Origin of the sequence: Methylopila capsulata (genome assembly GCF_016907975.1) — a bacterium.
Taxonomy (GTDB): Bacteria; Pseudomonadota; Alphaproteobacteria; order Rhizobiales; family Methylopilaceae; genus Methylopila; species Methylopila capsulata.
The window spans coordinates 418250-443342 of the sequence record NZ_JAFBCY010000003.1 but is presented as its reverse complement, the minus strand read 5'-3'; the positions used below and the strand labels follow the sequence as shown (position 1 = coordinate 443342).

Below are 25093 nucleotides of genomic sequence, written 5' to 3'. Positions count from 1 at the left end.
CCCTTCATCCGAGGCCGGCGCGGCCGCCCAGGCGTGTGGCCTTCCGGTCATGGATCGCCATGCCGGCCAGCATCGCGGCGAGAAATGCGAGAGTGGCCGGAACCCCGAGAGTGATCGACGCGACGGCCGGCCCCGGGCAGAGGCCGGCCATGCCCCAGCCCATCCCGAAGATCGCCGCTCCCGCCAGGAGCTTGCCGTCGATCGACCGGGCCTCCGGCAGGTGGAAACGCTCGTCGAAGGCTGGCCGTGGCAGGCGCCGCGAGAGCCAGAGGCCGACCGAAGCGGTCGCGACCGCGCCGCCCAGGACGAAGGCGAGGCTCGGATCCCAAGGCCCGAACACGTCCAGAAAGCCGCGGACGCGTGCAGGGTCGAGCATGCCCGACAGCGCGAGCCCGAAGCCGAAGAGGAGGCCGCTCGAGCCGGCGGCGAGGACGCGGGCGACGGTCATGACGCGCCTGTGAGGCGCATGACGGCGACGGTTGCGACCGCCGTGAGGAGAAAGACGGCGACGGCGGCGATCGAGCGCGGCGAAAGCCGGGCGAGGCCGACGACGCCGTGCCCGCTGGTGCAGCCCGAGCCGAGCCGGGTGCCGTAGCCGACGAGAAGTCCCGCGAGCACGAGGACGGGAAGAGACGCCTCCACATGCGCCTCCGGAAGGCGGCCGAAAGCCACGCGGTAGAGCAACGGTCCGAGGACGAGGCCTGTGACGAAAGCGAGGTTCGCAAGCCGCGGCGTTCCCGTGCGCCAGAGGCCGCTCAGAATCCCGCTCACGCCTGCGACGCGGCCGTTCAGCAGCATCAGCAGCGTCGCCGACAGTCCGATCGCGCCGCCGCCGAGCAACGCGGGCCAGTACGTCGTCATGGTCATGCCCGACCTCCGTCGGGAAACGGCAGGATGCGCGCGAACGTCGAGGCGCCATGTAACGAGCTTGGAGTCGACGCAGATCTGGGCTGGAGCGCCGGGAGCCGCGGCGTTGGGGCGAGGTCGAAGACCTCGGAGAGCACGCCCACGATCTGGGCCGCTTTCTCGTCGGCGAGGCGATAGAAGACCTGCTTCGCGTCGCGGCGGGTCGTCACCAATCCCGCGTCGCGCAGGCCTGCAAGCTGTTGCGACAGCGTCGGCTGGCGAATGCCGAGTTCGGCTTCGAGATCGCCGACCGACGCCTCGCCGCAGATCAGCCTGGCCGCGATCATCAGCCGGTTCGGGTTGGAGAGCCCCTTGAGAAACTCGGCCGCCGCTTCGGTTTCGGCGCGTGTGGCGTTTATGGGCATCGCACTCTCAAAGGCGCTTGAGGCGGTAGTACCAGTCGGGCGCGTCCGCGCTCGGCTCATGGCTCGCGACGTCGTCCGCCGAGAGCGGCGAGGCGTCGATCACGGGGTCGCCCTTGCGCCACCCCTCCGGGGTCGAGACGTCGCCGCCATGCGCTGTCTGGAGCGCCTCGACGAGCCTGAGGATTTCGGCGACGGAGCGACCGACGCTCATCGGGTACCAGGTGATGGCGCGGACGATCCCCTCGGGATCGATCACGAACGTCGCGCGAACGGTCGAGCTGTCCGCCGCTCCCGGGTGCAGCATGCCGTAGGCGCGGGCGATCGCCATAGACGGGTCCTCGGCGATCGGGAAGGGCACGCGGACGCCGAACCTGTCCTCGATCGACCGCGTCCAGGCGATGTGAGAGCTCAGACTGTCGACCGACATGCCGAGCAGGTCGCAGCCGAGCGCCGCAAACGCATCGAAGGCGCGCGAAAACGCGACGAACTCGCTGGTGCAGACGGGCGTGAAATCAGCGGGATGCGAAAAAAGCACCAGCCAACGTCCGGAATAGTCCGCGAGCTTGCGTTCGCCTCTCGTGGTGCGCGCAACGAACAGGGGCGCGCGCTCGCCGATGACCAGCGGAGCGGCGGGGTCGAGCTCGTTCCGGATCGCAAGCCTTTCGGACATCCGCCACCCTCGCGTCGATAATCAATATATGAATACGTATATCATATATTCAAAATTATGCAATCGAAGACGCGCCCCGCGGATTGAACGATTCGGGAGGGGGCGCGCGGATCGCGACGGAGGAGCCGCTCGACGCGCGGGGGCATCGCAGGGAAGTTTCGTGGCGTCGCGGCCGGTCGCGCGGTGGTCGATCGGCGACCGGGCGCCGATCTCCGCCTGCCCGACGTCGGCGCCGCGGAATGGCTCCGAGCCCGCGTCACAGCACCACGACTTTCGAACCTCGCGGCACGCGTCCATAGAGGTCGATTACGTCCTGGTTCAGCATGCGGATGCAGCCGGAAGAGACGGCCTTCCCGATGGTCTGGGGCTCGTTTGTGCCGTGGATGCGGTAGAGCGTGTCCTTCCCGTCCTTGAAGAGATACAGCGCTCGCGCGCCGAGCGGGTTCTGGGCGCCGCCCTCCATGCCGGACTTCCAGGGGCTGTAGCGGTCCGGGTCACGGTCGATCATATCGCTGGTCGGCGTCCACCGGGGCCATTCGCGCTTCATCTGGATGGAGGCGGAGCCCTGGAACTCGAGGCCCGCCTTGCCGACCCCCACGCCGTAACGCAGCGCCTTGCCGTTCTCCTGCACGAGATAGAGAAAGCGGGAATGCGGATCGACCACGATCGTGCCGGGCGGCTGGTCGGTCGGGAAGTCGACCTCCTGGCGCAGGAGGTCCGGGCTCATCTTGCGCAGGTCGACCGGCTGCACCGTGAAGGGCTCGTCCGGCTTTCCGCCGTAGCGGGCCGACTCGAACGGATCGATCGGCGCCGCCGTTTCGACGGTCCGATTGGACCGCGGCATGCTCGCGCAGGCGCCGAGCAGCATGGGGAGGGCGACGATCATCGCCCGGCGGGAGAACGTGGACACGGACATCGGGGCTCGATCTCCGCCGCTCACGACTTGCCGGCGCGCTTGCGCGCCTCGGCGACGGCCTCCTTGAACTGCCCGTAGTCCAGCGCGGCCGCGACGAACAGTGGGCCGACGAGATACACCGGCGTACCCTGGAGCCCGAGTCCCTTCGCCTGCGCGTCGTTGCGCTTCAGCAAGGCCGTGATTTCGTCGGCGTGCGCCTTGGCGTCCGCTTCGAGCCGCGCCATGTCGACGCCCGACGCCGTCACGGCCGCAAGCATCCGCTCCGCCGGGATCTTGCGGCCCGGTATCGCCATCAGCGCCTTGTGGACCTCGTCGTACTTGCCTTGGTACTTCGCCGCGAGCGCAAGCTTCGCGCCGTAGACGGAGGCTTCCGTCAGGATCGGCCAATCCTTGTAGACGACCTTCAACTTGGGATCAGATTTGGCGAGCCGTTCGAGCTCCGGCGCGGATTTCTTGCAGTAGGGACAATTGTAATCGAGGTAGGCGACGATCGTGACGTCGGCGTTCGTGGCGCCGGACTTCGGGGCGGCGGGGTCGTTGACGATCATCTCGCGCGTAAGGCTTGCGTCGTCGGCGACCGCGACCGAAGGCAGAATCATCGGCGATGCGAGGACGAGGGCGAGCGACAGGCGCCTCGCGAGCGGCTTGAGTGTCATAGGGTCGATCTCCGGCGGACTGTGTCGTAGGCCGGCGAGAATCCGCCCGCGCCTTAAGCCAGCCTTAAGCGCCGGGCCGCATGGGCGGACCGGAAGCGGAAAATGCAGGGAGACGAGCGCGATGCGGGTTCTGGTCGTCGAGGACGATCCGGTGCTGCTCGACGGACTCAAGGTCGGCCTCGGCCTCGCCGGAGCGACCTGCGATGTCGTGTCGACGTGCGGCGACGCGGAGGCAGCGCTTGCGACAGGCGACTTCGACGCCGTGGTTCTGGACCGAATGCTGCCGGACGGCTCGGGGCTCGATGTTCTTAAGCGGGTGAGGGCGAGCGGGAACCGGACGCCCATCCTGTTGCTGACCGCCCTCGACGAGACCTCGGACCGCATCGCTGGGCTCGACGCCGGCGCGGACGACTATATCGGGAAGCCTTTCGATCTGGAGGAGCTGGCGGCCCGCATCCGCGCCATCGCACGCCGGGGACAGGGCCGCGCGGCCGGCGCCCTCGAATGGCGAGACCTCACGCTCGACCCGGCGACGATGTCGGCCGCGCGTGGAGGCGAGGCGCTCGCGCTGTCGCGGCGCGAATTCGCCGTGCTCGCGGCGCTGATCGAGCGACGCGGCGCCATCGCGTCGCGCGCTGAAATCGAAGATCGGCTCTACGGTTGGCAGGAGGAGATCGAGAGCAACGCGGTCGAGGTGCACGTTCATCATCTGCGCGCCAAGCTTGGCCGCGACGCGATCGAGACGGTGCGCGGCCTCGGCTACCGCATGGGCGGCCCGCGATGAGTTCGCTCCGAGTCCGCCTGTTCGCGACGCTGATCGCCGCGACCGGCGCGCTCTGGCTGATCGCGGCCGCCTGGATCTATGTGGGCGCGCGTCAGGAGGTCGAACATGTGCTCGACACGCGCCTGCAGGAAGCGGCGCGCATGGTCGCATCCCTCGTTGCGAGCGGGGACCTGCCGGCTCAGTCGAAGCCGGACGCGGGGACGCCCGTCATCCCGGGACTTGGCGGTTACGAACGGCAGCTCTCCTGCCAGATCTGGTCCCTGGACGACCGCCTCGTCGCACGTTCGAGCGGCGCGCCGGACGAGAAGCTCAGCGACAGCGGCGCCGGGTTCTCCGAACGCGTCGTCAACGGCGAGCCTTGGCGCGTCTATGCGGTCGAGGACGGGGCCAAGGGGATCCGCGTGCTGGTCGGGGACCGTCTTGGCCTGCGGGAGAAGCTGGTGGGCGACCTCATCAAAGGGCTTCTTTGGCCCGCGGCCTTGATCCTGCCGCTGCTCGGCCTGGTGATCTGGGCGAGCGTCGGACGAAGCCTGGAGCCGCTCAGCCGGATCGCGCGCGAACTCGGGCGCCGCGACGCGGAAGACATGAAGCCGGTCGACGCGGGCGCCGCGCCTTCGGAGATCCGGCCGCTGACCGCGGCCCTCAACGGACTGTTCGATAAGGTCGAGCGCGCGCGCCGGCACGAGCGGGAGGTGACGGCCTTCGCCGCGCACGAACTGCGCACGCCGCTCGCCGGACTGAAGACGCAGGCGCAGATCGCCGTAGCGGCGAAGGATCCCGCGATACGCGACCGCGCCCTCGGGCAGATCCTTTCGGCAGTCGGCCGCACGAGCCGGCTGGTCAGCCAATTGCTCGCGCTCGCCCGTCTCGACGCGGAGGCGCCCGAGACGGCCGGGTCGTCGATCGCGCTCGAGGAGGCCGTTCTCGAGGCGCTGGAACTGTCCCGAGCCGCCGGCGCGGCCGAAGTCACGATCTCGGACGGCGTCCGGCGCGCATGCGTCCGCGCCCCGCGCGAGCCGCTCCTCATGCTGCTGCGGAACCTGCAGGAGAATGCGCTCGAGCATACGCCGCCGGACGGACGGGCGGCGTGGCGCCTGTCCGCTGACGGAGCGGCGCTCGAACTCCACGACGAGGGACCCGGCGCGCCGGAGGCGGAGCTTCCGCGGCTGACGCAGCGCTTCTTCCGGGGATCTGCGAAGGTCGCGACCGGCGAAGGCGCGGGGCTCGGTCTTGCGATCGCAGCGGCGGCCGCGGAACGTTGCGGCGCCACGCTCTCGTTCGGCAATCGCGAGGATCGGTCGGGCTTCGTCGCGCGCATCGCCTTCGCCCCGGGAGCGATTACGCTGGCGTCGCCGGCGGCCGGCTGACGCGATCGGTCCGCTCCCAAGGCCGGCGACGAGCCGCCGCGATCCGGGGCGGTCGGGCGCGCTTCATCTTCGCGGAAACCCGCGTCGCCGGCGCCAGCGACAGGCCACGCAACTCCGGCATGGCCCCGGCCTTTTACGTTTCCGCAGCGTGTCGGAGCGCTTCGTTGAGACGGTCGACGTCGACCGCTCCTGTGGTGCGTTGGCGTGGGATCTCCGCGCCCTGTCGACCGAAAACGATCATCGTGGGCGGCCCGACGACGCCGAGCGCCTTCATGGCGTCGCGCGAGCGCTCGTCGTTCCGCGTCACATCCACCTTGATCGCGGCGAAGGCGTTCAGCCGATCCTGAAGCTCCTCGTCGTCGGCCATGAGCCTCTCGTTCTCAGCGCAGGTCGAGCACCACGTCGCGGTGAAGGTCACGAGGCTTGGCCGGCCCGCCGCCTGGGCGGCGAGGAGCGCGGCCTTGAGGGCCGAGACGTCGGCGACGGTAATTTCCGACCCCGCGGCCTTGGGCGCGCGTGGGGCCGCCGCAAGGCGCCCCAGCGGCCGCGACGGATCGTCTGCGCCGGATGCGACGCCGACCACGAGCGCCACGCCGTAGACCAGCGCGAGCAGGCCGGCCGCCTTTGCGAGCCGCCGGGCGGGGCCCGCGCGCCGCCCGAGGGCGTCGAGGGCCCCCAGGAACACGCCAAGTCCGATGGCGAACGCGGCCCAGAACGCGAGCGTGACGGCAGGCGGCGCCACCCGCCCGACGAGCATGAGCGCGATCGCGAGGAACACGACGCCAAAGCCCTGCTTCACGGTCACGAGCCAGGGGCCCGACTTTGGCAGGATCCTCGCGCCGAACAGCCCGACGGCGACGAGCGGCGCGCCCATGCCGAGCCCCATGGCGAAGAGCGCGGCCGAACCGCGCGCCATGTCGCCGGTCTGCGCGACATAGACGAGCGCGGCCGCGAGCGGCGGCGTCACGCAGGGGCCGACGATCAGCGCCGAGACGAACCCGAGCGCGGCGGCGCCGAGGACGGACCCTCGCGCCCGCGCCGCGACCGCCGAAAGCCGCGAAGCGACGGCGCCTGGCGCCTGAAGTTGGAGCACGCCGAACATCGACAGGGCGAGGACCGCGAAGATGACGGCCGCGATGGTCAGCGCAGCCGGCGTCTGAAGCGCGGTCTGCAGGTTCTGGCCCGACCATGCGGCGGCGACCCCGAGCGTGGCGTAGGCGGCGGCCATCGCGAGCGCGTAGGCCCCGGACAGCGCGAAGCCGCGTTTCGCCGAAAGCGTCTCGCCGGCGCGCGCGAGCACGCCGACGAGGATCGGGATCATCGGATAGACGCACGGGGTCAGGCAGAGCAACAGCCCGAGCCCGAAGAAGGTCGCGAGCACGAGAGCGAGCGAGCCGTCGAGGTCTGGCGCCAAGCCTGCCGTGAGATCCGGCGTCGAAGTCGACGTGGAGGATGTCCGTTCAGGAGGCGCGGCGTCGAAGCCGCCCGTCGCAGCCCAGTCCGCGACCTGCGCCTCGATGTTTGCGCGGTCCACCTCATCGAGAGGCGAAGCCGCAGCGGTCGAGCCGGGCGCCGCGATCTGCGCGAGGTCGATCCGGCCCGTGACCGGGGGATAGCAGACGCCGCGCGCAGCGCAGCCCTGATAGGTGACGTCGAGCGGCTTCGTCGGATCGACGCCGCGCGGGTCGACCCGGGCCGCGACGTCGTGGTCGTAGATCTCGACGGCGCCGAACGTCGGATCGTCCTTGGTTTTTCCGGTCGGCGTCTCGACCCGGATCGGCTGGCCTCCAGACGTCGCGGCGATCTTGTCGCGATAGAGGTAGACGCCGGGCGCGACGGCGAAGGCAAGCTCGATCGAGCCGTCGTCCGCCCGCCTCGCCTTCAGCGACATGACCTCGTCGACGGACGGAGGCGCGTTCGTCTGCGCAAGCGCAGGAAGAAGCGAGACGAATGACAGCGCGAGAGCGGCCGCGGCGCGGGCGAGGTCGAGACGCATTCCAAAGCTCCTCTTAGGCGGGAGCTGGCATGATCAGGCCGAAGCTTATGGCTGGCTTAAGGGACGCGACATCGCCTGACCCCGGCCTCACGTTCGCGAGTCGCGCACCGGGAGCCGCGGCTCGCGCAGACGCTGCGCCGCCGCCAGGCGCCGAGCGGTCTTGCCGCATCGCCGAGGCGGCCGCTCGACGGCGCCGCAGTCGACCTCAACGTGCTGGAGGTCCGCAGGCGAAGCGTCACGGACAAGTGGGCGCCGGCCGCCGTGTCGAAGGGCTGGCCGCTGCGGTAGCAAGCCTACCGCCTGGAGGCCGACCGCCATCCGGCCTCATTGCCCCGATCCGCTGCGTTTCAAGCTCGGCGTTCCTCTCATACTCATGAGCCTGGCAGGCGACCCTGATTGGCGCGTTGGCTGCGCCAAAGCCCAAATAACCTTTTCGCTCGACGATCTCTAAAAAAAATCCATTGGCGAATGCCGGCCCGTAAACATGTAGAAATCTTCCGAACTCGTCCTCATCGTACATGATCGAATGGTCTTCGAGGATTTTGACGAACTCGCTATCGAGCATAAATCTCGACCCCAGATCCTCATAGTAATTGTGGGGGATAGCCAACGGCGAGGCTCCCCGCGTTTGCATTGATCTGACCGCCGCGAAAATGTCGTCGGTCTCGAAAGCGACGTGGTGAACTGCCGGACGTTCGGGCCGCGCGATGCGTCGGCCGGTCATGGTGCCCGCGCTTTTCGTCGCGTTGAGGGGCAACGCCAGTGCGCGTCCGTCGCTCACCATGGCCCGGCTTTCGATCAACCCATGGGGGTCAGCGATTTCACAGGACTGCTGGGCTGAGAGTCCCAGGACGGCCGTGAGGAATAACGCGATGCCGTCCATTTCCTGCACCGGAATGGCCTGTGCGAGGTGGTCAATTCGAATGAGTTCTCCCACCTCCGGCCGGACGTCCTCCACCGGATCGAAGCGCGCCGTGACCTCGTTGAGGCCATTTGGTCCTAGAAGCTCGATCAAGATGCGGTCGGGCGTCCGTAACACGAGGGACGACGCGTCTCTGACGCCGTCGTCGGACGGCGAAGCCTCGCAGCGAAAGGCCCGCCCGCGCGCGAGCGCCGCCGCCGGGGCGTCGATGGCCAGGCCGATCGCGTGCAGCGAGGGCCCGCAGGTGCGAGCCCTTCCGCCCGCTTCGCCGCGAGGGTCAGCGTTGAGCGCTACCGCGACTTCGCCCTGGCGGTATAGATCGACGGCCTTCGTCCTCTTCCTGCCGACGTGAACAAAGCCGAGTTCGGCGAAGCGCGCGGCGAACTGTTCGCGGGCGTCTGCGTCGACCGCGAATTCGAGATAGGCCACGCCGCGATGCATCCCGACGGCGGGCAACGGCGCGCCGCCGCCAACACGCGTTTCGTCCTGCAGCGCGAGCAGGGAGCGAAGTCCGTCCCGCGCGATCGCGAGGGGAGGGGCCGCACGAAAATTGTCGTTGAAGACTTCGAGCGAGAGGGGGCCGGCGTAACCGGCTGCGCACACGGCTTTCAGAAACTCGGCGACCGCCAGCTGGCCCTGGCCCGGAAACACGCGGTGGTGCCGGCTCCATGAGAGCGGGTCGAGCGTCAGTCGCGGCGCGTCGGCCAACTGAACGAAGAAGATCTTGTCGCCGGGAGGCGCGTCCGCGCCGCCGGGGAATGCGTCGCCCACGCAGAGGGTGTGGAAGCTGTCGAGCACGAGTCCCAGGGCGGGGTGATCCGCCCTGCCCACGATCTCCCAGGCGCGCCTCCATCGGTGGACGTGCCTTCCCCAAGAAAGGGCCTCGTAGCCAATCCGCAGGCCACGCGCCCCGGCGCGGTCGGCCAGCGCCCGAAGGTCGGCCGCCGCACGTGCGTCGTCGTCGATGGCGTCCGCCTGTGTGTTGCTGCACGCGAGCAGGAGATCGACCCCAAGCTGCTGCATGACGTCGAACTTCCGTTCGGCGCGATCGAGGTTGGCCGCGAGGCGCCCGGGCGTCGCTTCGAAATCCCGGAAAGGTTGATAGAGCACGATCGCGAGACCGAGATCCTGTGCGAGCTTCCGCACGTCTTGCGGCGAGCCGGCATACGCGAGGAGATCATTCTCAAAGATCTCCACGCCGTCGAAGCCCACCGCGGCGGCTGCGATGAGCTTTTCGCGGAGGTCGCCGCTCAGCGACACGGTCGCGATCGAGGCGGAGCGAGGCTTGAAGACGTCCGATGCTTGCATCTCGATCTCTCCTCTTGTCGCAGGGTCGGGTCAGGCCACCACGCGCTCCTGCAGGCGCGATGCGCGGTGGCTCGCGTAGAGCGCCCCGGCGATGCGCGCTTCGCGTTCAGCCTTGATCTGATCGGCGACGCCGATCGCGAGCTCGAGCGATTGGGAGCCGTTCAGGCGCGGGTCGCAGGCGGTGTGGTAGCGCTCGGGGACCATCGCCTCGGTCACGCCGCGGCGGCCGCCGGTGCATTCGGTCACATCCTTGCCGGTCATCTCCAGATGCAAGCCGCCGGGGTGCGCGCCCTCGCTCCAGAGCACCTCGAAGAAGCGGCTCGCCTCGGCGAAGACGGCGTCGAACGGGCGCGTCTTCATGCCGTTCGAAAGCTTTATCGTGTTGCCGTGCATCGGGTCGCTCGCCCAAACCACCGCGCGGCCTTCGCTCCGCACCGTGCGCACAAGAGCGGGCAGGCGCGCCTCGATCGCGCCCGCGCCCATGCGGACGATGAGCGTCAGCCGTCCGGGCTCGTTCGCAGGGTTCAGGATATCGATCAGCTTGAGCAGTTCGTCGCCCCCCAGCGCCGCGCTGCACTTCAGGCCGATGGGGTTGCCGACGCCGCGAAGGTACTCGACATGGGCTTCGGCGGGGTCGCGGGTTCGCTCGCCGATCCAGAGCATATGGGCCGAGGCGTCGTACCAGTCCCCGCTTTCGGCGTCGAAGCGGGTCATCGCCTCCTCGTAGTTCAGCAGCACGGCGTCGTGGCTCGAATAGATGTCGCTCATGCCCATCTGCAGGCCGGGGCCGGCGATCAGCCCGGCGGCCGACATGAAGGCCGCGGTTTCGCTCAAGCGCGCGCCGACGGGGTCAGGGTCGCCACGGCCTGCGTCCCAGGCGCTCGCGCCCATGCGGGTGAAGTCCGCGAGCGCGCTCTGCGAGAGCGAGCGAACGAGATTCATCGTCGACGCCGACTGCGCGTAGGCCGCGAGCATGCGGCTGGGATCGGCGTCGCGGGCGTCCTGGCTGAAGGCCGCGTCGTTGACGATGTCGCCGCGGTACGAGGGCAGTTCGACGCCGTCGCGCACTTCGGTCGCTTCCGATCGCGGCTTGGCGAACTGTCCGGCGAGCCGACCGATCTTCACCACCGGCGCGAGCGCTCCGAGCGTCAGCGCCGCCGACATCTGCATCAGGGTGGCGACGGTGGCGCGCAGGCACTCGGCGTCACACTCCGAGAAGCTCTCCGCGCAATCCCCGCCCTGCAGCAGATAGGCCTCGCCCGCCGCCACGCGCGCGAGCTGCGACTTCAGCCGCCGCGTCTCCGCGATCGAGACGAGGGGAAGCCGCGATTTCAGACCGTGCTCGGTGCGCTCGAGCGCGCCGCGGTCGGCATAGGTCGGCATCTGGCGCGCGCGTTTCGACCGCCAGCTGTCGGGGGACCAGTGGTAAGCCATGGCTGCGTTCTCCACGTCGTCGCCCTGCGGCGCAGGGATCGGGGGATCAGGAAGCGGCTTCGAGCGCGTGCGCCGCGCGCAGGCGTTCGTCGGGTGTGCCGGCTCGATCGGACATCACGAGCGTCGTGGTGGCCGGAAGACGGCGGCGTTCGTAGACGCGGAAGGCGGTCTCCGGCGGCGCGAGGGCGAGGCTGTCGGCCAGAGCCCGAGCGTCGAGGATCGCCTGGCCGGCGCCGTTCGAGCCGAGCGGCACGATCGGGTGCGCCGCATCGCCGAGCAGCGTGATGCGGCCGAAGCTCCAGTGGTCGACCGGGTCGCGGTCCATCATCGGGAAGCGCAGCACGATCTCCGCGTCGCGGATCATCGCGGGCACGTCGAGCCAGTCGAAACGCCAGTCGGCGTAGACGTGGGCGAAGTCCGCGACGTCGCCGGTCTTGTTCCAGTCCCGGTCGCGGGTGAAGCCGGAAGCGCTGTCGGGCAGGTCCAGCTCCGCCACCCAGTTCAGCAACTGCCGACCGTCGTCGAGGTCCTTGATCGGATAGACGACCATCTTGCCGACGCTGGTGACGCCGGCGCGCACCATGCTCGCCCCCGTCAGCAGGCGCGGCCCGCGCGAAACCCCGCGCCACATGAACACGCCCGAATACCGCGGCGGGGCCTCGTGCGGGTAGAACATGGCCCGGATCGTCGAATGGATGCCGTCGCATCCGACAAGCGCCGCGCCGGTCGCGGACGGCAGGGGCGCGCCGGTGCGCCGGTCGACGAAGTCCGCCGTGACGCCGTCCGCCGTCTGCCGCGCGCCGACGCAGCGGGCGCCCAGCGTGACGCGGTCCGCGCCCAGCCGTTCGCGCACGGCGCCGAGCAGAACGTCGACCAGATCCGCCCGGTGGATCGAAAACTGCGGGGCGTCGAGGCCGGCGAAGCGGCCGACGGGCTCGCGGTGAATGAGCACGCCGGACCGGCTGAAATAGGCGGCCTCGCGGGTGGCGATCGCCCGTTCGGCGAGCGCGGGCTCCAGGCCAAGGCCGGCGAGGACCTCCGTGGCGTAGGGGAGCACGTTGATGCCGACGCCCACCTGCCGGATCTCGGCCGCGGCCTCGTAGATGCGGCTCGGAATTCCGGCCTTCTCCAGCGCGAGGGCGAGCGTCAGGCCGCCGATGCCCCCGCCGATGATGACGATCTCGTCCATGCGGAATGCCTCCTCGGGCGCGTCAGCGCGTGGGGTTGAGGGCGAAGTCGTAGGACAGGCGTCGCCAGGGCCGGCCGTCGCGGCGGCCGGCGGGCGCGTCTTCGGGATCCTGGAGCGCGAACGGGCGCACGAGGGAGGGCTTCACGCCGAACACGGCGTCGTCCGCGAGGTAGGGGTCGCCCTCGGCGAAGACGTGCGTGACGAGCGGCGCGTGGCCGGGCGCGGAGATCAGGAAGTGAACGTGCGCCGGCCGGTAGGGGTGGCGACCGGTCGCCGCCAGCATCTCGCCCACGGGTCCGTCATGCGGGATCGGATAGCTGCACGGCGTGATAGACCAGAAGTGGAAGCGGCCCTGGCCGTCGGTCTTGAAGTGGGCCCTCAGCGCGTAGCCCTCGCCATCGTCCTTCTGGACGTCGTAGGTTCCGTCCGCGTCCGACTGCCAGACCTCGACCGAGGCGCCGGCGAGGGCGCCGCCGAAGGTCGAGCTCACCGTTCCCTCGACCAGCAGGGGCGTGCCGGGGAGGCCGAGCGAGATGTCGGCGCCGAGCGGCATGACGGCCGAGTCCGCCACGTAGAAGGGCCCGAGCACCGTGGTCTCGGTCGCCCCGGCCGCCTCGTGGTTGATCGCGTCGACCAGCATGGAGACGCCGAGTGCGTCCGACAGCAGAATGAACTCCTGGCGCGCGTCGGTGCAGGTGAGGCCGGTGCGCGTGAGGTAGTCCACCGCGAAGCGCCACTCCTCCATCGTAAGCCCGGTCTCGCGCACCACGTCGTGCAGATGGCGGACCAAGGTGGTCATCAGTTTCCGGAGCCGCGGGTCCGGCGCGTCGGCGAAGCTCGCGACGACGGCGTCGGTGATGCGAAGGCCGGCGGAGTCGACGTCCAGTTCGGAGGGCGGACGCAGGGCGAGGCGTTGCATGGCGGTCTCCTTTGGGCGCGCGACGGCGGTCAGCTCCAGTTCAGGGCGCGAGCGGTCTCCGGGTGGACGAGGGACAGGTCGGTGTTCGCCGACAGCAGGTAGCCGGAGTAGAGGTCGTGGATCGCGTTTCGAGAGAGCGCGTCCGGATCTCGGCGGGTCGTCACGAGGAACTCGTGGTAGGGCGCGAGCGCGGCCTCCTTCCAGGCGACCTCGGCGCGCAGCTCCGGCCAGTCCGCCAGCAGTTCGTCCGTCCGGATGGCCCAGGCGTCGGCCGGCTCGCGCCCGCGCGTCGTCTTGAAGACGAAGCGCTTGGCGGCGACGTACTCGAGATGGACGAAGGCCAGGAGCGCCGCCGCGGGGTCCGAGGCGGCGGCCGCGTCTTCGGCGCCGAACGCTTCGACGTCCGCTCGGCTCAACGGCGCGCCGCCCAGGGTGCGCCAGGCGAGCTCGAGATTGGAGCGGGCTGCGGCGTAGGCGACGTTCGTCACATACCGGCTGAAGGTGCGGTCGGCTTTGGCGAGCGCGGCGAGTTCGCCCGCGTCCCGATCAGCGAGCGTCGAGGCGCCAATCAGTTCATGATGCAGCCCGCAGAGCATAATGGCGCGGGTCCACGGGATCGCGCGGATCGAGGCGGGATCGGACTCGAGATCCTTGATCAGGAAGTTCCGCGAGGGGGGCCGCGTGCCCTTCGCGGTCGCCCGCACGAGGTCGAAGCGCGCGACGGCCTTCAGCAACGCCGGGAGCGAAGGGTGGTCGAAGAAGCGGCTCTTGTAGAGCCGGACGATGGCGAGCCAGTCGATCTCGCGCCCTTCCGCCGCGCGCGCCTGGCTCTCGGCCGGCGCCAGGCGTCGCGCCTCCGCCGCGCGCAGTCCCTGGGCGGTCAGGATGTTGGCGATCGACTGCTCGGCCATGCGCAGGGTGAGCAGGAAGCTCCGCATCTCGATGCAGCCCGACAGCATGTAGCGGACGGCGTCGCCGTCCGCCGCTCCGTACTCTTCCAGGATCTCGGCCTGAGGGCCGTTGCACCGAGCGTGCTCGTGACCGATGACGATGTTCGGAACGAGCTCGATCCCGTAAGCGCTCGCGATCTCACGGTGGCGGCGGGCGATCTTCATGTTCGCCTTGTGCATCGCCTTGCCGCCGGCCTTGCCGGTGTCGCTCGGGCCGAAGGTGACGTACTGGACGTCGCCCCTGACGCGCAGGTGCTCGCGGTAGGCGGGGTTTTCGTAGAGCCGGGCGACCGCGTCCTCCAGCGCCACGGCGCCGTCCATGTCCTCGGGCTGCAGCGCGATGTCGACGGCGTGGCGGGCGCCGGCCGCGGCGAAGAGGAAGAGCAGCGCCAGAGCGGCGTCGATGTCCTCAAGCTCCGCAATGCCGTGCATCGTCATGCGGTCGCCGTACCGCGCGATCATCCGGAGGCAGTCGTAGGTCATCCGGGCGTCGTATGCGCGGATGTAGTCGGGATCCGACTTGAACAGCTCGATGTAGTCGCCGCCGGCGTAGGCCTCTTGTTTGGCTCGGAAGCGAGGCTCCTCGGCTGACCAGTAGTCATTCCAAAGCCGGGCGGGCAGGTCGTGGTCCTCGTCCTGCAGCAGGGCGGTCAGCAAGCGTAGGCGCTTCGGCACGGACAGTTCGGCGTAACCGGCGCGCTCGCCCAGCCGTTGCTCGATCGTCTCCTGCGACAGCACGGCGTCGACGACCTCTTCGAACTTCAGGGCGTTCTGCCGAAACTCGACCTTGAGGAAGTGAAAGCCGAAGGCCTGGACGCGCCGCAGGAGGTCCTGCACGCGGCGATCCGCGACGTGGGCGCCGGCGCGCAGCGTGGCGACGAACTGGTCGGGGCTCGAGAACGCGTCGGCGTCGGCGGGATCGAGCTTGCGAAGGCAGGCCGCGTACAGCGGTTCGTCTGGAAAGGCGGCTGCGAGCGCCGCGACGTCGCGCCGGTAATTGGCGCGAACGGCGTCTTCGAGAGCGGCGGCGACGCGCTCGGTGTGGGCGTTGGTGTCGTACGGCCGGCCGTCGCGATCTCCGTAAAGCCACGTGTAGCCGGCGAACCAGCGCTCCGGGTGGCTGGGCCGCACGCCCGCCGCCGCAAGCGCGCCGAGAGCCCGGTCGAGGCCGCGCGGCAGAGCGTCGTAGACGCGGTCGGCGTACACGATCTGGGTCGCGACGAGATCGACGTCCTCCTGACGCCAAAGCGCCGCCCAGAGCGCGCCAAGCGCCCCCTCCAACGCGATGGAGCGCGCGGGTTCGACCTCCTCGTCGAGCGCGGACAGCACCCGCCGCTGACCGTCGATGACATTGGCCCGGAGATACTCGGTTTCCTGGCAGTGCACGCCAAGTTCGAGCCGGAGCGGAAGCTCGATCGGCTCGGCCCCGCTCGCGGCGACGGGCGCGCGGTTGGGGTCGTTGCGGAGAAACTGCGCGTTGAGCGCCAGGTCGATCAGAAGCTGCCGCATGAGCAGCAGCTTCAGCCGCATCTCGGTCGGGGAAGGCGCTTCGCCGATCGGCGGCGACAGCTCTCCGTCGCGTGCGGCGGCGCGGTGGAACGACGCCCACAGCGCATCGAACACCTGCCTCGGCGCGCTTCCCGCGCGCCAGAGCCGCGGATCGGATCGGGGCGCCGGTTCCGGCGCGACGGCGCGCTCGCTCTGCGCCGACGTCCAGATGGACATGTCGGTGGTGGAGAACATGACGTTCCTCTCTTCGACCGATGGGGCAACGGACGTATTCGAGAAAACGAAGCTCAATCAGCACGCTGGACGGCGTCGGATGGCGCGGCGGCAAGGCCGTCGGGGGTCTCGGCTTTCGCCTTAGCCCGCCATGCGACAACTATGAACCGATACCATAATTGTGCGTCGCGTCAATCGGTATGCGCGGAGATGTGGCGACTTTCATCCGGTTTTACGGGGGTATCGAGTACTTCGTTTTTTGGAATTAAAATCCAAGGGATGAATATCACGGCGTAATGACGTCTTATTTTGCTTCGTATTTCCCCTAAGATTGCTTTGATGCCGTTTGCCGGATCGGAATGCCGATCCGTGGGCCATGACAGTGATGAAACGGTTCATTTAATAGGCATGATTGCTGGATTTTGTGCATCGCAATAATTCTGGGTCGTGATGTGCGTAGCGTGGGCGTTGCGGCGGCAGGGCGCTCTCGCCATTCCGCGTTATGCGGGCGGTCCTCGACGTCGCGCCCGCGTCTTGCGGGCGTCCATGACCTTAGGGCCGGGCTTTATGACCCCGGCGTGTCGTGAAGGGCCGCGGCGTCCCAGGGCGACGCCGAGCGCATCGCGCCGACGCGCGTGGCCGGCGGACCTGGGCGCCTGCGACATGCGGAGGTCTCAAGGGGCGGTGGTGGAGGCTCGCGAAGGCGGCGTGGCGGACCGGGCCGTCGCGCGTCCGGCCAGGGGTCTACTGGGGCCGCCCCGCGTCGCGCGCGAGATAGGCGATGAGGTCGGAGCGCTCCGCGGCGTCGCTCACGCCCGAAAACGGCATCCGGTTGCCGCGGACGACGCCCTGGGGGTTCGCAAGGAAGCGATCGAGGCTGTCCTCGGTCCAGGTCAGGCCGCTCCGCTTCAGCGCGGGTGAGTAGCGGAAGTCGGGGAGTTGCGCCGCCGGCCGCCCGATCACGCCGGCAAGCGACGGCCCGGGCAGGCCCGCGGCGTCCTGCGAGACGGCGTGGCAGGCCGCGCACCGGCCGAACGCGAGCTTTCCACGATCGGCGTCGCCGGCCGAGGCGGACGACGCTCCGACGGCTCCAAGAGCTGCTGCGAGCGCAAGCGGGAGGCGTGCGGATCTCATCATGCCGGCACCAGCGGTCCAGGGGCCGCAACATATCGGTTCCGGATGGCGTCGGCGGTCCAGTAGGCTAGCGCGCCGACCGCGCCGGTGGGGTTGTAGCCCGCGTTCTGAGGAAAGGCGGAGGCCCCGACCACGAACAGGTTCGACACGTCCCAGCTCTGCAGATAACGGTTCACCGCGCTGGTCCGTGGGTCGTCGCCGGTGATCGCGCCGCCGGTGTTGTGCGTGCTCTGATAGGGCACGATCGAATAGCTGGATGATTTCGGCGCGAGCGGGCTGATGTGCGTCGGCCCCATCGCCCGCCCGATGTCGTGGGCGATCCTGGTCGTGAAAGCGGACTGCTTGAAGTCGTTCTCGGTGAAGTCGTAGGTCATGCGCAGCAGCGGCTGACCGAAAGCGTTGCGATAGGTCGGGTCGAGACTGAGATAGTTGCCACGGCTCGCCATGTTGGAGCCCTGCGTGCCGATGCTCGCCGCCCGCCCGTACCAATGGCCCGCCGCCGCTTTCCATTGGGACCCCCACTTCGGCGTTCCGGGCGGCAGCGGCCGGTAGGCGATCGGTCGGCCATGGGTGGTGGCGTTGATGATCGACGCGCCTCCGATGAAGCCGTGCGGCCCATGGTCGAAGTTATCGCCGTTGAAATCGTCGACGACCACGCCGAGCGAGCCTGCGCCCATGAACGGGTTGAAGTTCTTGTCCTGGAAGAAGGTCTGCACCGTCGAGGTGAGCTGGTAGCAGTAGCCCTTGCCGACGACGCCGGTCGCGGTCTCGGGGTCGTAGGGCGCGCCGATGCCGGACAGAAGCATGAGATGGACGTTGCCGAGCCCGTAGGCGCACAGCGCGACGATGTCGGCCGGCTGCTCGAACTCCTCGCCCGTCCGCACGTCGGTGTAAGTGACGCCCTTGGCGCGCTTGCCGTCGGGGTGCAGGTCGACCCGCGTGACCCAGGCCTGGGTGCGTAGGCTGAAGTTCGCGTTCTTCTGCGCGGCCGGAATGACCGTGATGTGCGGGCTCGCCTTGGCGTTGGCTTCGCAGCCGAAGTTCTCGCAGTGCCCGCAATACTGGCACTCGCCGAGGCTCATGCCGTCCGGGTTGACGTAGGCGCGGCTCATGTTGGCGGCGGGCCGCGGGAAGGGATGGTAGCCAAGCTCGCGAGCGGCGGCCTCGTACATCACGCCTGAAAGGCTGGCCTTCAGCGGCGGGTTGGGATAGCCGCGGGAGCGAGGTCCCTCGAACGGGTTTCCGCCTTCGACCGTCTCGCCGCGGATGTTGCCCGCCTGGCCGGATATGCCCGCCATGTACTCGAACTTGTCGTAGTAGGGCTCGAGCTCGTCGTAGCTCATCGGCCAGTCCGCGAGCTGCATGCCCTCGGGGATGAACGTCTCGCCGTACCGCTCGGTCACCCGCGTCCGCAAACGGTGGTCGGAAGGCGAGAACCGGTAGGTCTGGCCGTTCCAGTGCAGGCCTGCGCCTCCAACCCCTTCGCCCGGCAGGAAGGAGCCCAGCCGTCGCATGGGCAGCGCCGTCTCGCGCGCGGCGTTGCGAAATGTCAGCGTGTCCCGGCTGACGTCCATGTAGAGCTCGTGCCGGATGGCGTAGCGCAGCTCGTCGCGGATCATCGGCACCGAGAAGTCCGGCTCGGTGGTGCGGTTCACGCCGCGCTCGAGGCCGAGCACGGTCAGTCCGGCGTCGGACAGCTCCTTGGCGAGGATGCCGCCCGTCCATCCCATGCCGACGATGACCACGTCGACGGGTTTCAGCTTGGTCGCCATCGCAGTCTCCCTCACGACATGTCGGCGATGCTCATCGGTTCGGCCTCGTAGCGACGGCCGCGGTAGGTCTCGATGTCCTGGGCATGGGTCGCGATGACGCCGGGGAAGCCCACCAACCGCCATCCGGCCTTGTCGCGGTTGCCGCCGTAGATCGGGTCGGCGAACAGGCCCTCGGTGGCGAGCGCGTAGAGCGTGTCGAACAGGAGCTTCGAAGGGACGCCGTCGAGCTCGATCTTGCCCTGGGCCAAAGCGGCCACAGTCTCCTCGCGCGCGTCGGGCGCAAGTCGCTCGAACGGGAGCTTCGCCACCCGGCGGCAGTGAGCGTCGAGCGCGGCGATTCCCGCCTTCACGAGATCCGCCGGGGCCATCGGCGACTGCCAGCCCTGGTTTGGCGTTCCCTTGCGCCACGGCCCCTGCAGATACATCCGCGCGCCCTTGCCCCACGCGCCGGCGAGCTGCCGGTCGGCGTAGACCGCGACGCCAAGCTCCGTGCCCGAGGGGCTGAGGGCGTCGGCGGGGATGAGGTGGTCGACGAAGGCCTCCATGAAGGCGGCTTCGTCGGGGTTGAGGAACTGGTAGCCTGCGGGCGCGACCGGGTCGGCCGCGGGGGAGGCGGCGATGGGCGCCGGTTCGGCGGCGTCGGCGACATCGGCTCCAAGCGTCGCGGCGCCCGCGCCGATCGCGCCGAGGAAGCGGCGTCTGTCGAGGCCCTCGTCCGTCATGGCGTCTCCTCCCGTTCCCGAACGCTCAGGCGCGGCCGGCGCGGCCCGCCAGGGCGCCGCGGACGTCGCCGACCACGAGGTCCCAGATCCGGCTCTTGAGCGCGGCGTAGGCGGGCGTCGCCTGGGCCACGAGGTCGCGCGGCCGATTGAGCGGGTTCTCGATCACAGCCGTCACCCGTCCGGGGTTGGCGGCCATCACCACGATACGGTCGGACAGCAGGATCGCCTCGTCGATGTTGTGGGTGATGAACACCACCGTCTTGCCGCTCGCCTCCTGGATCGCGAGCAGCTCCTCCTGCATCACCTGCCGCGTCATGGCGTCGAGCGCGGCGAAGGGCTCGTCCATCAGCAGCACTTCCGGGTCGGCCGCGAGGCTGCGCGCCAGCGTCACCCTTTGCTGCATGCCGCCGGAAAGCTCCGCGGGGTAATGGTTCTCGAAGCCCGACAGCTTCACCATCGCGATGTAGCGGTCCGCGAGCTCCCGCTGCCGCGCGGCGGGAAGCCCCTGCATCTTCGGCCCGAACTCGACGTTCTGCCGCACGGTCTTCCACGGGAACAGCGCGTAGGACTGAAACACCATTCCGCAGCGGGGCTCGATCTTGGTGATCGGCTGGCCGCGCAGCAGCACGCGGCCGTTGGTGGGCTGGGTGAAGCCCGCGAACAGGTTCAGCATCGTCGACTTGCCGCAGCCGGAGGTGCCGAGCAGGCAGACGAATTCGCCTTCGCGGATGTCGAGCGACACGTCGCGGACGGCGGTCGTCTCTTTGGCGTGGACGGCATAGATCTTGGTGACGTGCTCGGCGGCGAGGATCGCTTGCATCGGTCGTGATCTCCGGTCTCTTGGGGCGCGGTTCGGTCCCGCTCGGGTCAGCCGTGGCGGTGCCGTTCCCATGGCTGCAGCAGGCGCTCGATCACGCCGGCGGCGAGGTCGGCGACGAGGACGGTCAGCGAGATGCAGACCATGCCGACGAGAACGAGCGCGAGGTTGCTCCAGTCCTTGGCGTTCCAGATCAGCGCGCCGAGGCCGCTCTGGGCCGCGACCATCTCGGCCGAGAGCACGCAGGACCAGGAGATCGCGAGGCTGACCTTGAGGCCGGCGAGAATGCCGGGGAGGGCGCCCGGCAGGATGACCTCGCGCATCACGGAAAGGTCGGACGCGCCGAGATTGCGCGCCGCCTTGATCAGCAAGGGGTCGACCCGTTTCGTGCTCTCGACCGTGTAGACCAGGATGTAGACCCAGGTCCCCATGAAGACGATCGCGATCTTCTGGGCCTCGCCGATGCCGAGCCAGAGCATCGTCAGCGGAATCCAGGTGATCGAGGGCAGAGGGCGCAGCAGCGAGACGAACGGGCCGACAATGGCCCGCGCCGGCGCCCACAGTCCCATCAACACGCCGAGCGGCACCGCGAACAGCGCGGCGAGCGCGAAGCCGAAGAATACGCGGCGCGAGGAGTCCACGATCGAGCGCCAGAGCTCGCCGGTGGCCGCGACCTGCGTGGCCTCGTTGAGCACCTGGCCGGGCGAGGGCAGGAACAGCGGCGACAGGAAGCCTCCCGCCGTCGCCACCTGCCACAGCAGCAGGAAGCCTGCGACGCCGAGGACGTTCAGCAGCAGGATCGACCCACGGGTGGACCACCCGCCCGGGCGGCCGAGGGCGAACAGCGGGATCGCGACGGATCGGGTCATAGCGCGTACGGCGTTCATGCGTCGGCTCTCCGTGAAGGCGTGTGCTCGATCGGCGTCAGGGCGCGGGGATGAAACTGACGTTCATCCACTCCTCGACCGCCGGGGTCGCCGGGATCTTGCCGGCCTCGGCGAGGTAGGCGGCGAGGCGCTTCATCTGTTCGGTGTGGCGCTTGATATGATCGGGCCAACCGACGGCGCCGAAGTATTTGAAGTCCTTGATGCCGGCGAGCACCGCGTCGGGCGGCTGCTTGAAGTAGTGCGCGACGGTCCGGGCCGTCTCCTCCGGCTCCTTCGTCGCGAAGTCGGCGCCCTTCATCACCGCGACGGCGATCTTGCGGGCGGACTCCGGGTCTTCGTCGACGAGCGTCTTCGAGATGATCATGATGTCGGGCGACGACATGGTGCCGAAGGTGCGGAACGACTCCGTGTCCTTGTCGGTGCCGAGCATCTTCCCGTCGGGCGCTGCGGTCTTCAGCTTGTCGAGCACCGGGCGCCACACGCAGGCGGCGTCGACGTCGCTGTTCGCGAGAGCGACCACCATCTCGTTCGGCGGCAGGTTGACGAGTTCGATGTCCTTGGTCGTCATCGACGCCTCCTTCAGGAGGCCGACCAGGGTGATCTCGGCGGAGGCGTTGGCCGCGATCTTCTTGCCCTTGAGATCGCCGAGGGACGCGAAGCCGGCGCGCGCCCAGCACCCCTCGTTGCCGGGCGAGTCGTCGACGTTCGCGAAGTAGTAGAAGCTCTTGTTGCCCCGGGCCATTTCGCTGATCACGGCGGTGCGGCCAAGATTGCTGAAGGCGACGGAGCCCGCCGTGATCGCGCGCACCCGATCGGACGAGTTCAGGATCACCTGCACGCCGACGTCGAGCCCCTGCTCCTTGAAGAAGCCCTTGTCGATCGCGACCAGAATGGGGATCTGGCCGAGCCAGGTCACGGATCCGGCGAAGTCCAGCTTCTTGAGAGGCGCGTCGTCCGCCGTCGCCGGCCGAGCGTCCACGCCGAGACCGAGCGTCACGGCCAGCGCCAGGGCCAGAACGGCCCGCCCGCTTCGCCTGACCGCCGCATGCACTGTGGTTTCGAATGCCATCTGTGATCTCCAGCGTCGCAGATCGTTCAGGCGCAAACGGCGGAATGCTGGTTGCAAAGTCCGGGCCAGACGCGCGGCGCGTCGACGGCGGACGACCTGAAGTGAAACGTTTCATTCTAAGTGCAGCATTCGTCCCGTCTTTTCGCCCCGCCACCTTGGCGGGCCGGATCGGCCGGGCCGGACGATGCGTTCATTTCGTCGGCGGCTGCGCCCAAGCGAGAGGCGCCGCCACGGAGAGGGTCATCGCTCAGTACCCGGCCGCGAGATCGACTTCGTTCAGCAGAGGCGCGCCGGAGCGGAACCGCCGCACGTTCTCGGCGAAGGTGTCGACGATCGTCGCGCAACTCGCTGTGCTCGAGCAGTGCGGGGTCACGTAGACGTTGGGATGCGTCCAGAACGGATGGGTCTCGGGCAGCGGCTCGACCGGGAAGGCGTCGATGGTCGCGGCGCTGAGCCGTCCGGAGTCGAGCGCGTCGAGCACGTCGTTCTCGATCAGATGGCCGCCGCGCGCCGCGGTGATCAGGACGCCGCCGTGCGGCATCCGGTCGAAGGTCTTCTTGCCGAGGATGCCGCGCGTCTCCGCCGTCAACGGCAGAAGGTTCACAAGGATTTCCGTGTCGCGCAGGAAGTCCGGAAGCGCGTCCTTTCCGGCGTAGCACCTGACGCCCTTGATCTGGTGCTCGCTGCGCGACCAGGCCCGTACGTCGTAGCCCAGAAACGCCAGGCGCTCGCAGGTGAGCCGACCCATCTGGCCGAGCCCCATCACGCCGACCGTGACGTCGCTGGCCGAGCGCATGATCTTGTAGGCCCAGCGCCGCTCCTTCTGCGCCTTCAGGAAATGCGGCACGTCGCGGTGATGGAACAGCGTCCAGCACAGCACGTAGTCGGCCATTCGCGCGGCGAAGTCGTGGTCGACGACGCGCACGAGCGGGACGTCTCGCGGAAAGTCCGGGTCGAGCAGATAGTGGTCGATGCCCGCGCCGGTCGCCGAGATCAGCTTGACGTTCGGGAACGGCTTCAGGAACCCCGGCGGCATGCGAAACAGGATCGCGACGTCGATTTCGTTATGCGCGACGTCGCCCGGCCATTCATAGATCGTCTCGTCCGGAAGCGACGAGCGGATGCCGTTGATCAGGTCGTCGCCGTAAGCCGTGTGCAGCCAGGTCAGTATCGCCATCGTGATGACTTTCTCCGAAGGACCTGCGTCGTTCCGTTCTGCAAGCAAGACGCTCGCCTCGGCCGTCAGGCGGCCGCGCGCTCGTCCCGCCCTTGCTGCCGCCACTCGTCGAGGCGGTCGTAGAGCTTGCGTTTCCAGACCTCGCCCTTGATCGCGACCCTCGCGCCCCTGAACCAGCGATGATCGCGAGGGTCCGACACCGGGAAGGCCAGGTCGTCCGCTTGGGCGCCGAGCGCCTTGCGGGCGAGGTCGCGGCCGAGCATGGGCCCGAGCGCGAGGCCGCGGCCGCTGAGGCCGAGCCCGGCGTAGAGTCCCGGCGCCGCCTCGTAGATCCGCGGATATTGGTCGAGCGACATGTCGATCCAGCCGCTCCAGCGCGCGTCCCAGCTTATGGGCGGGAGGAAGGGAAACAGGCGCGCGATCCGCTCGGTGGCGTAGCCTGTCGCGCCGCCCGAGCCATGGCCGAAGGTCGGCCCCTCGACGGTCGCGATCAGCCGGCCGCTCCGGGTGACGCGCAGTCCGGAGGGGAGGCGCCGCGTGTCGGTCAACGCCTGCCGTCCGGGAAGCACGCGCGCGGCAAGGTCGGCGGGCAAGGCCGCGCTGACCGCCTGATGCACGCGGATCGGCTGCACGCAGTCGCCGGCCTGGCCCGCAAGCCCGTTCCGGTAGGCGTTGGTGCAGACCAACACGGCTTTTGCGATCGTCGCGGCCCGGCCCGTCGAGACCTCCCAGCCGCCGGCGCGCGGGGTGACGGATTCGACGGGCGTCCCGACGACGATGCTGGCGCCGGCGTCAGCCGCGGCGCGGGCGAGCCCCCGCGCGAAGGCGAGAGGGTTGAGCGTGCCGCCGCGGCGGTCGAGCAGGGCCCCCGGGTAGCTCCCGCCGCCGACGGCCGCGGCCGTTTCCGCGCGGTCGAGCAGATCGACCTCGGCCCCGCGGGCGCGCCAGTAGGCGGCGCGTCCGGCGAGCCGCGCTGCCCCTTCCGGCGTATGGGCCGCGAAGAGGAGGCCGTTCCGCACGGCCTCGCAGGAGATCCGATGCGTCTCGATCAGACCGTAGACATAGTCCGGTCCCCCGCCCGCCGCGGCGATCAGGCGGCCCCCGACCTCGGGCCCGAAGTGGCGCTCCGCGTGGGCCGGCTCGAGCTTGAGGTAGGGAACCACCTGGCCGAAGCTGCGTCCGGTGCCGCCGGACCCGACGTCGTTCGCCTCGATCACCGCAACCGACGCGCCGTGTTCGGCGAGGTGCAGCGCGGCCGAGAGCCCCGTCAGCCCGGCGCCGATGATCGCGACGTCGCTCACCTGCGGAAGCGGACGGTGGAGGATGGCGTCCGGCGTCTCTCCGTCGTCGGCGTAAACGCTCGGCAGCGAGGCGGCGTCGTCTTCGAACAGATGATCGCGCATCGGTCTCT

At 69.2% G+C, this 25093-nt stretch carries 21 protein-coding genes and 1 pseudogene; 2 read left to right on the top strand and 20 right to left on the bottom strand.

Annotated elements, in window-relative coordinates:
* Positions 1-4 precede the first annotated feature (4 nt).
* From JOD31_RS13335 to JOD31_RS13310, 6 genes and pseudogenes are all read right to left on the bottom strand, one after another.
* Positions 5-448: a YeeE/YedE family protein gene (locus JOD31_RS13335; protein ID WP_204950828.1), complete on the bottom strand. Its 444-nt coding sequence runs from the start codon at positions 446-448 to the stop codon at positions 5-7.
* A complete protein-coding gene (locus JOD31_RS13330) occupies positions 445-861 on the bottom strand; it encodes a YeeE/YedE family protein (protein WP_204951412.1) in 417 nt (138 codons plus the stop codon). Before JOD31_RS13330 ends, JOD31_RS13335 begins: the two co-directional genes overlap by 4 nt.
* A gap of 125 nt (positions 862-986) precedes the next feature.
* Positions 987-1271 (bottom strand): annotated as a pseudogene (locus JOD31_RS13325) (metalloregulator ArsR/SmtB family transcription factor); the annotation flags it as partial.
* A gap of 7 nt (positions 1272-1278) precedes the next feature.
* Positions 1279-1941 carry a peroxiredoxin gene (locus JOD31_RS13320; protein WP_204950826.1) on the bottom strand — a complete coding sequence of 221 codons (663 nt, stop codon included), beginning with the start codon at positions 1939-1941 and terminating at the stop codon, positions 1279-1281.
* Between the two features lie 256 nt (positions 1942-2197).
* The gene (locus JOD31_RS13315; RefSeq protein WP_204950825.1) at positions 2198-2857 is read right to left on the bottom strand and encodes a L,D-transpeptidase; all 660 of its coding nucleotides are present in this window, start codon (positions 2855-2857) and stop codon (positions 2198-2200) included.
* A gap of 20 nt (positions 2858-2877) precedes the next feature.
* Positions 2878-3522, bottom strand: coding sequence for a DsbA family protein (locus JOD31_RS13310; protein ID WP_428980914.1), 645 nt, complete (start codon positions 3520-3522; stop codon positions 2878-2880).
* 112 nt (positions 3523-3634) lie between these two features.
* Between JOD31_RS13310 and JOD31_RS13305 the strand changes: the two genes are divergently transcribed.
* Entirely contained in the window at positions 3635-4297 is a 663-nt protein-coding gene (locus JOD31_RS13305) for a response regulator (protein WP_204950823.1), read from the top strand.
* Entirely contained in the window at positions 4294-5664 is a 1371-nt protein-coding gene (locus JOD31_RS13300) for an ATP-binding protein (protein WP_204950822.1), read from the top strand. Before JOD31_RS13305 ends, JOD31_RS13300 begins: the two co-directional genes overlap by 4 nt.
* A gap of 133 nt (positions 5665-5797) precedes the next feature.
* Here the strand turns inward: JOD31_RS13300 and dsbD are convergent, their stop codons facing one another.
* The 14 genes from dsbD to JOD31_RS13230 form a co-directional block, all read right to left on the bottom strand.
* Positions 5798-7660, bottom strand: a complete 1863-nt coding sequence (dsbD, locus tag JOD31_RS13295; RefSeq protein ID WP_246482498.1) for a protein-disulfide reductase DsbD — start codon at positions 7658-7660, stop codon at positions 5798-5800.
* A 235-nt stretch (positions 7661-7895) separates the two neighbouring features.
* Positions 7896-9890: a bifunctional sugar phosphate isomerase/epimerase/4-hydroxyphenylpyruvate dioxygenase family protein gene (locus JOD31_RS13290; protein ID WP_204950821.1), complete on the bottom strand. Its 1995-nt coding sequence runs from the start codon at positions 9888-9890 to the stop codon at positions 7896-7898.
* 30 nt (positions 9891-9920) lie between these two features.
* On the bottom strand, positions 9921-11324 hold the full coding sequence (locus tag JOD31_RS13285; RefSeq protein WP_204950820.1) for a 3-deoxy-7-phosphoheptulonate synthase class II: 1404 nt from the start codon (positions 11322-11324) through the stop codon (positions 9921-9923).
* Between the two features lie 46 nt (positions 11325-11370).
* A complete protein-coding gene (locus JOD31_RS13280) occupies positions 11371-12513 on the bottom strand; it encodes an FAD-dependent monooxygenase (RefSeq protein ID WP_204950819.1) in 1143 nt (380 codons plus the stop codon).
* A gap of 22 nt (positions 12514-12535) precedes the next feature.
* The gene (locus tag JOD31_RS13275; protein ID WP_204950818.1) at positions 12536-13432 is read right to left on the bottom strand and encodes an intradiol ring-cleavage dioxygenase; all 897 of its coding nucleotides are present in this window, start codon (positions 13430-13432) and stop codon (positions 12536-12538) included.
* Positions 13433-13461: 29 nt separating this feature from the next.
* A complete protein-coding gene (locus JOD31_RS13270) occupies positions 13462-16125 on the bottom strand; it encodes a phosphoenolpyruvate carboxylase (RefSeq protein ID WP_204950817.1) in 2664 nt (887 codons plus the stop codon).
* Between the two features lie 723 nt (positions 16126-16848).
* The gene (locus JOD31_RS13265) at positions 16849-17241 is read right to left on the bottom strand and encodes a c-type cytochrome (RefSeq protein ID WP_246482497.1); all 393 of its coding nucleotides are present in this window, start codon (positions 17239-17241) and stop codon (positions 16849-16851) included.
* On the bottom strand, positions 17238-19010 hold the full coding sequence (locus JOD31_RS13260; RefSeq protein ID WP_204950816.1) for a GMC family oxidoreductase: 1773 nt from the start codon (positions 19008-19010) through the stop codon (positions 17238-17240). The genes JOD31_RS13265 and JOD31_RS13260 overlap by 4 nt, the downstream gene beginning before the upstream one ends.
* 11 nt (positions 19011-19021) lie before the next feature.
* The gene (locus JOD31_RS13255; protein ID WP_204950815.1) at positions 19022-19732 is read right to left on the bottom strand and encodes a gluconate 2-dehydrogenase subunit 3 family protein; all 711 of its coding nucleotides are present in this window, start codon (positions 19730-19732) and stop codon (positions 19022-19024) included.
* A 25-nt stretch (positions 19733-19757) separates the two neighbouring features.
* On the bottom strand, positions 19758-20552 hold the full coding sequence (locus JOD31_RS13250) for an ABC transporter ATP-binding protein (RefSeq protein WP_204950814.1): 795 nt from the start codon (positions 20550-20552) through the stop codon (positions 19758-19760).
* A 47-nt stretch (positions 20553-20599) separates the two neighbouring features.
* Positions 20600-21436, bottom strand: coding sequence for an ABC transporter permease (locus JOD31_RS13245; RefSeq protein WP_246482496.1), 837 nt, complete (start codon positions 21434-21436; stop codon positions 20600-20602).
* A gap of 37 nt (positions 21437-21473) precedes the next feature.
* Entirely contained in the window at positions 21474-22505 is a 1032-nt protein-coding gene (locus tag JOD31_RS13240; RefSeq protein WP_204950813.1) for an ABC transporter substrate-binding protein, read from the bottom strand.
* A gap of 247 nt (positions 22506-22752) precedes the next feature.
* On the bottom strand, positions 22753-23682 hold the full coding sequence (locus JOD31_RS13235) for a 2-hydroxyacid dehydrogenase (protein WP_204950812.1): 930 nt from the start codon (positions 23680-23682) through the stop codon (positions 22753-22755).
* A gap of 65 nt (positions 23683-23747) precedes the next feature.
* Positions 23748-25085 carry an NAD(P)/FAD-dependent oxidoreductase gene (locus JOD31_RS13230; protein WP_204950811.1) on the bottom strand — a complete coding sequence of 446 codons (1338 nt, stop codon included), beginning with the start codon at positions 25083-25085 and terminating at the stop codon, positions 23748-23750.
* Between the last annotated feature and the right edge of the window lie 8 nt (positions 25086-25093).